This window comes from Limnoraphis robusta CS-951 (genome assembly GCF_000972705.2).
Map to the genome: position 1 here is coordinate 1 of NZ_LATL02000231.1, position 7,674 is coordinate 7,674.

Annotated in this window: 4 protein-coding genes and 1 pseudogene; 4 read left to right on the forward strand and 1 reads right to left on the reverse strand. The window is 41.9% G+C overall.

Annotated features, from left to right (window positions below):
- Positions 1 to 2,274, forward strand: a 2,274-nt coding sequence (locus WN50_RS37185; RefSeq protein WP_342586771.1) for a beta strand repeat-containing protein, incomplete at its 5' end; no start/stop codon positions are given.
- Between the two features lie 107 nt (positions 2,275 to 2,381).
- Here WN50_RS37185 and WN50_RS19650 read toward each other — a convergent pair.
- A complete protein-coding gene (locus WN50_RS19650) occupies positions 2,382 to 4,658 on the reverse strand; it encodes a RelA/SpoT family protein (RefSeq protein WP_046281545.1) in 2,277 nt (758 codons plus the stop codon).
- A 674-nt stretch (positions 4,659 to 5,332) separates the two neighbouring features.
- Here WN50_RS19650 and patD point away from each other — a divergent pair.
- The 3 genes and pseudogenes from patD to WN50_RS36415 form a co-directional block, all read left to right on the forward strand.
- Complete coding sequence (gene patD / locus WN50_RS19655; RefSeq protein ID WP_046281546.1) at positions 5,333 to 5,689, forward strand: heterocyst frequency control protein PatD; 357 nt, start codon at positions 5,333 to 5,335, stop codon at positions 5,687 to 5,689.
- A 13-nt stretch (positions 5,690 to 5,702) separates the two neighbouring features.
- Positions 5,703 to 7,199 (forward strand): glycosyltransferase family 39 protein, encoded by a 1,497-nt coding sequence (locus WN50_RS19660; RefSeq protein ID WP_046281547.1) that lies wholly within the window; start codon positions 5,703 to 5,705, stop codon positions 7,197 to 7,199.
- A 253-nt stretch (positions 7,200 to 7,452) separates the two neighbouring features.
- Positions 7,453 to 7,674: pseudogene (locus WN50_RS36415) on the forward strand (transposase); the annotation flags it as partial.

Below are 7,674 nucleotides of genomic sequence, written 5' to 3' on the forward strand. Positions count from 1 at the left end.
ATGTCAGGAGTTGGTTTAACTGCTTCTGGAATGGGCTTAACGACTTCTGGTGTTGGCATCGGACAAATGATGTCAGGAGTTGGTTTAACTGCTTCTGGAATGGGCTTAACGACTTCTGGAGTTGGCATCGGACAAATGATGTCTGGTGTTGGTTTAACTGCTTCTGGAATGGGCTTAACGACTTCTGGTGTTGGTATCGGTAAGTCGATGTCAGGAGTTGGTTTAACGACTTCTGGAGTTGGTATCGGACAAATGATGTCAGGTGCGGGTATCGGACAAATGATGTCAGGAGTTGGTTTAACGACTTCAGGTATCGGACAAGTGATGTCAGGTGCGGGTATCGGACAAATGATGTCAGGAGTTGGTTTAACTGCTTCTGGAATGGGCTTAACGACTTCAGGTGTTGGCATCGGACAAATGATGTCAGGAGTCGGTTTAACTGCTTCTGGAATGGGTTTAACGACTTCAGGTGTTGGCATCGGACAAATGATGTCAGGAGTTGGTTTAACGACTTCTGGAGTTGGTATCGGACAAATGATGTCAGGAGTTGGTTTAACGACTTCTGGAGTTGGTATCGGACAAATGATGTCAGGAGTTGGTTTAACTGCTTCTGGAATGGGTTTAACGACTTCTGGTGTTGGTATCGGACAAATGATGTCAGGAGTCGGTTTAACTGCTTCTGGAATGGGTTTAACGACTTCTGGTGTTGGCATCGGTAAGTCGATGTCGGGAGTTGGTTTAACTGCTTCTGGAATGGGCTTAACGACTTCTGGTGTTGGCATCGGACAAATGATGTCTGGTGTTGGTTTAACTGCTTCTGGAATGGGTTTAACGACTTCTGGTGTTGGCATCGGACAAATGATGTCTGGTGTTGGTTTAACTGCTTCAGGTATCGGACAAGTGATGTCAGGTGCGGGTATCGGACAAATGATGTCTGGTGTTGGTTTAACTGCTTCTGGAATGGGTTTAACGACTTCTGGAGTTGGCATCGGTAAGTCGATGTCAGGAGTTGGTTTAACTGCTTCTGGAGTTGGTATCGGACAAATGATGTCTGGTGTTGGTTTAACTGCTTCTGGAATGGGCTTAACGACTTCTGGAGTTGGCATCGGTAAGTCGATGTCAGGAGTTGGTTTAACGACTTCTGGAGTTGGTATCGGACAAATGATGTCTGGTGTTGGTTTAACTGCTTCTGGAATGGGTTTAACGACTTCAGGTGTTGGTATCGGTAAGTCGATGTCAGGAATGGGCTTAACTGCTTCTGGAATGGGTTTAACGACTTCTGGTGTTGGCATCGGACAAATGATGTCAGGAGTTGGTTTAACGACTTCTGGAGTTGGTATCTCTCAACGGATGTCAGGAATGGGCTTAACTGCTTCTGGAATGGGTTTAACGACTTCTGGTGTTGGCATCGGACAAATGATGTCAGGAGTTGGTTTAACTGCTTCTGGAATGGGCTTAACTGCTTCTGGAATGGGTTTAACGACTTCTGGTGTTGGCATCGGACAAATGATGTCAGGAGTTGGTTTAACTGCTTCTGGAATGGGCTTAACTGCTTCTGGAGTTGGTATCGGTAAGTCGATGTCAGGAGTTGGTTTAACGACTTCTGGAATGGGCTTAACTGCTTCTGGAATGGGCTTAACTGCTTCTGGTGTTGGTATCTCTCAACGGATGTCAGGAGTTGGTTTAACTGCTTCTGGAATGGGCTTAACGGCTTCTGGAATGGGCTTAACTGCTTCTGGAATGGGCTTAACTGCTTCTGGAATGGGCTTAACTGCTTCTGGTGCGGCTATCACTCAACGGATGTCAGGAATAGGCATAACGGCTTCAGGGGCGGCTATCAGCGAACGGATGTCCGGCGTGGGTATGAGTATGTCCGGTGCGGGTTTAACGGCTTCTGGTGCAGGTATCAGTATGTCGGGTTATGGAATGGGTTTAACCATGTCCGGTATTGGAATGTCGGGTGTGGGTATGGCGGCTTCAATACCTCCTGTCCGTCCCCGTAAGTTCTGGTTAGTTGCGGATGCAGAATTAATCATTTACGGCGCAACCGAACCTGATGCTGTTGTGACTATTGGCGGACGACCCATTAAACTGAATTCAGATGGTACCTTCCGCATTCAAGTTTCTTTCCCCGATGGTATGATTGACTATCCGATTATGGCGGTGGCTTCTGATGGTGAACAAACTCGTTCTATTCACATGAGTTTTAACCGTGAAACCCCAGAACGTCGCACCAATACGAAGGAAGAAGCGGTTCTAGAATGGATTGGTTAATGGTTAATTTGCGATTAATCTAAATCTAATCGTTTCAAAAAAACATAGCCCCTCGATCAAGTCGAGGGGTTTTGATTGCTAATTTAGAGAGAACAAAAAATGCAGAATCAAGAATTTTTCAGCACTTTATTAACCCGTCGCAGGTTCAACACATCGCTGATATTTTTAATTTGAACACAAGTATGTTCAAGTTGATCGCGATCGCAAATTTCTATCCCTAATTCAATCAGTGCAGGTGCATCTCGGAAAGTTTTCACTTGAGCGCTACACACATTCACGTTATTATCTTTTAGGCGGGATAAGATATCATTCAACACACCCACGCGATCAAACACTTCGATTTGAATTTTCACGCGATAGGTTTGAGGACGACTCCCGTTTTGGGCTACCGGATTCCAACTCACCGGAACTAAGCGATCGCCAGAGACTTTATTAACATTTTCACAACCCTGTCGATGAATGGAAATTCCCCGGATTCGAGTCACGACACCAATAATCGGTTCACCGGGAATGGGACTACAACAACCCGCAATTCCATACAACAACCCCTCAACTCCAGCTATGGGTGATTTACTCGAGGAAGGCGTCGGACAAGTCGGAGGAATCATGTTAGCGAGTTGGAGATTCGTCTGAGATTCTTCTAGAGAAGCTTCTTGAATCTGAGTTTGACCTTTCACCGCATCTCGCAGTCGATTCACCACATGATTTAAAGTCACTTCGCCGTATCCCAAAGCGGCTAATAAATCATCAACAGCGTGGTAATTACATCGTTGGACAACGGTTTGCATGGCTTCGGATTTTAGGAGTGATTCAAAGCCATTTTTACCCATTTCTTTTTCGAGTAAATTTCGACCTCTATCAATATTTTCGTCCCGATGCGATCGCTTGTACCATTGACGAATCCTGTTTTTAGCCGTGCTAGTTTTGACAAAATTCAGCCAATCTAAACTCGGATGACAATTTTTTTGAGTGAGAATCTCAATAATATCTCCATTCTTTAATACCGTATCTAGCGAAACAATCCGATCATTGACTTTCGCCCCTTTACAATGGTTGCCAATTTCAGTATGAATCCGATAGGCAAAATCGACCATTGTTGAACCTTGAGAAAGAACCACGACATCCCCTTCTGGAGTGAAGACATAGACATCTTCATCAAATAAGTTATTCTTGACACTTTCTAAATATTCATTGGCATCTTTGAGATCATTTTGCCACTCTAATAATTGCCGCAACCAAGTAAATTTATCATCCGCACTACTAATCTTCGTATAACTCGATCCACCCGTTTCTTTATACTTCCAATGGGCGGCAATCCCGTATTCAGCAATATGGTGCATTTCTACGGTGCGAATTTGCACTTCAACCGGACGTCCTGTACTCCCAATTACGCCTGTATGTAGCGATTGATAGCGATTCGGTTTGGGTAAACCAATATAATCTTTAAACCGACCGGGAATCGGACGAAAAGCGTCATGGACAATCGCTAAAGCCCGATAGCATTCTTCTTTTGTTTCGACGATTACCCGCAGGGCGGCTAAATCATAAATTTCGTGAAATTGCTTTTGACGGTGGTGCATTTTACGATAAATGCCATAAAGATGCTTAGGTCGTCCTGTAACTTCATAACATTTGATTCCCGCCTGATCCAATTGATCTCTCAATAAATCCGCGATTTCTGCTAATTTTTCTTCGCGAATATTTCGTTTATCTGCAACTAAAGATTGGATTTCTCGATAAGCCTCTGGTTCTAAATATTTGAAGGATAAATCTTCTAATTCCCACTTCAGTCTACCTATCCCCAATCGATGGGCGAGAGGAGCAAATATTTCTCGAGTTTCTAGAGCAATACTACGGCGTTTATGATCGGCTAAAAACTCTAGGGTTCTCATATTATGAAGTCGATCTGCTAACTTGACGACGATCACCCGAATATCTTTTGCCATTGCCAAAAACATCCGGCGAAAGTTTTCGGCTTGACGTTCAGTTTTATTGGAAAAATTGAACTTTGAGAGTTTGGTTACGCCTTCTACAAGCTGTCGAACTTCTGAGCCAAAATGAGCTTCTATTTCATCGGGTGTAACTTCCGTATCTTCAATGACATCATGTAGAAATCCTGCGGCAATTACTGTCCCTTCACAGCCTAAATAACGCAATAATCCCGCCACCGCAATCGGATGATTAATATAAGGTTCTCCTGATTTGCGATACTGTCCTTCGTGTAATTTATAAGCAAATTCAAAGGCTCGGCAAACAATATCACTATCAGGACATGACTGATCAGAACAGGAATTGTTAGTGTGATATTTATCCAAACACTGTTGTAACCAATCTGGGATCACGCAGTCGGAGTTGATTGAGGTTGTTAGAGTCCGAGTGTTCATGGCAGTTAAACCTAAGAATTACTGATAAAAAGTCCAAACTCGCAAGCTACATAGATCTTGTCTTTTTGATGCCAAAATAAAGGGGAGTAGAACCTAATAGCAAGTGCTTTTGTCTTGCTGATCTTGCAGCCGGCTTGAATTTCAAGTACAAACAATGACTGAGTTGCTCTTCTTCCGCCTCTGGGCGTTAGCAAAGCATCCTCAGCAAAGATTGAAGTTTAGAGCAGTTTTCCCCTACTCTAGTAACAAGTACAAGATAGCTATCTCCCCCTGATGGGGTAAGCTAGCTGTGATGATCGATGAAGTTACCCGTTGTCAGTTCTCTTCAATCAGTTCTGGTGTGTGGACTGATCTTGAGTCTGTCTATCCCCGTTTCCCCTATCTGACAAACTGGGAGAGTTTTCATTTCTCTCAGTGGTAGTGATAACTCTTTCTTCATCTGTTTTTAGGTGAGTCAGTCTATTTGAGTCAGCGAACTTGGTATAACCACACCACTGTATTTGCTTGATGCTAACTCACCTCAGTTAGCGTTGTATGGGGGTTTTAACGCCTAGAGATGTTGCCAAATCGGGCTTTCGTCTCTAGGGGGTTGTAAGCGGAATTTGCCTAATCTTAAGATTTTAAAGCTTTAACCTTTGGTTAATATTGACAGTATATACGAATTTCTTAACATTATGTTACCTGAACAGCATCGTCTAGCGATCGCTCAACTCCAACAAACCCTCGAACACCTACAAACTCAGTTAACCGAGGTTAATCTGGAAAAAGCTACCCTGACTGCTGCTTTCAGACAAGCCCAACAGCTTTTTGAGAATATCCTTCAGTGCGGTGATCAGGATGTAGACCCCTCGCTGGTATCACCCCTACAATCTTATCTAACCGAAATTCACAAACAGATGCGACTGTTGGAGATGGATTTTCGCTTTCTCCAAACTTCTCGTCAGAATACCACCCTACAAGCCAGACAAACTCAAATGCGATCGCGTATTGCTACCCTAATCCGTTATTGTATGTCTTTATTAGACAAATAACTAGCATTGACGAATGAAGTCTCTATCTAATTTTAGCACATACAGAATCCTGTCTGTCGGATTTGTTATTTTTGGTATTTTGGTGCGTCTGGTTCAATACCTGAATAATCGTTCTTTATGGTTTGATGAAGTAAACTTAGCATTAAACATCGTTAACCTTTCCTATTTACAGTTACTCAGTCCCCTCGATTATAACCAAGCTGCACCTCCCGGTTTTTTGTGGATTGAAAAGTTATCAATTCAAGTTTTGGGGAACAACGAATATGCACTGAGACTTTTTCCTTTTTTAGCGGGAATTGTCTCTCTGATTGCTTTATTTTTATTCGCTGAACGGTATGCGTCTCAATGGGCTGCACTTCTGGCGATCGCCTTATTTTCAAGTTTACCCTATATTGTTTATTATGGCACGGAACTGAAGCAATATTCTAGCGATATTATGATTGCTTTATTGTTGAGTTTATTGCTTGTTCCTTTCCGCTACAAAATTCTAAACAAACGTCTAGTTTTAGTGTTTTCTCTTGTTGGCGTCATTGCCATTTGGATTTCTCATCCGGCTATTTTTACTCTGGGAGGACTTGAACTGGCTTATTTTATTACCGCACCTCATCAACAGCGTAAACCTATTTTATTGAATCGAATCCCCGTTTATTTGACTTGGCTAGTCAGTTTTAGTTTACTCTATTTTTTGACAATTACCAATACAATGAATAACGATAATCTCGTTAAATATTGGCAACCTAGCTATCCTCAATCTATTTTCGATATCCTTTGGTTACTCGATGCTTTTGGTCGATTTTTCTATAGACCTCTTGGTTTTATTGGAATAATCGATGGCTTTGCTATTTTAGCTTTTATTATCGGTTGTGTTGCTTGCTATCGTCGAAATAGAATTTTATTGATAACGTTAATTTCCCCAGTTCTTGCGACTTTAGCGGCAAGTTATTTACAAAAATATCCCTTTAGAGAACGTTTGGTTTTATTTCTAACACCATTTTTTCTAATTTTAATTGCAGAAGGAGTCGTTTTTCTCATCTCTCAAAAACACTCACAACAAAAATGGGTTAGGCTGTTGGGTTCAGTTGTATTAATTGCCTTATTAACTCATCCTTTAATTCATTCCAGTCGATTAATTTTTCAGCCGGAACTCAAACAAGAAGTTCGACCTATAATAGAATATATTAAGTCAAATCAACAACCGGGCGATCAAATTTATGTCTATTTTCAAGGCGTCAGTCACATGAAATATTACGCCCCAAAATTCGGTTATTCTCCCAGTGATTATGTTTTAGGTGCCTATGAACTTCCCCGAAAAAGGAAAATTTTACCTGCTGACTGGGAACGATACCAACAAGAATTTGAACCGTTTAGAGGTCAAAAACGAGTTTGGATACTCTTTAGAGTTGATGAGGTTGAAGAAAACACTTTATTGTCTTATCTTAATACAATTGGTCGCCAAGTAGAGATTTATAAACAAAAAGGAGCGTTTGTCTGTTTGTATGATTTTAGTTAATAAATTCTCTACTGTAGTTTAGACTAAAAATTGAATAATAACTCAATACTTATCAACTTTGATAATTATTCTAACAGCGATCGCCACTTTTTAAAAAAGACAAAAGGCAGTTTACACTTTACAGTAACCCGTTATCCGTTATCATCTTTAAATCGGCAGGAGACCCCCGCCATAAGTTTACGTTGGCGATAGGAGGAATGCCACTCCGCTAAAATTTACAACTCTGCTACACTCAGATGAGTATAATAGAGCCATGACACAAGCAATTACGGTTAAATGCAAGCTGATAGCCCCACCAGACTTGACCGAGCGGGTCAACGAAACTCTGGCGGGATTTTCCGATGCCTGCAACCGCATATTGCAAGTGGCAAAAGAAAACAACTGTTGGAACACCACCAAACTGCACCATCTGGTTTACAAGCCAGTCAAAGAAGCGACGGGACTGAAAGCCAATCACGTTTGTCAGGCAATCAGA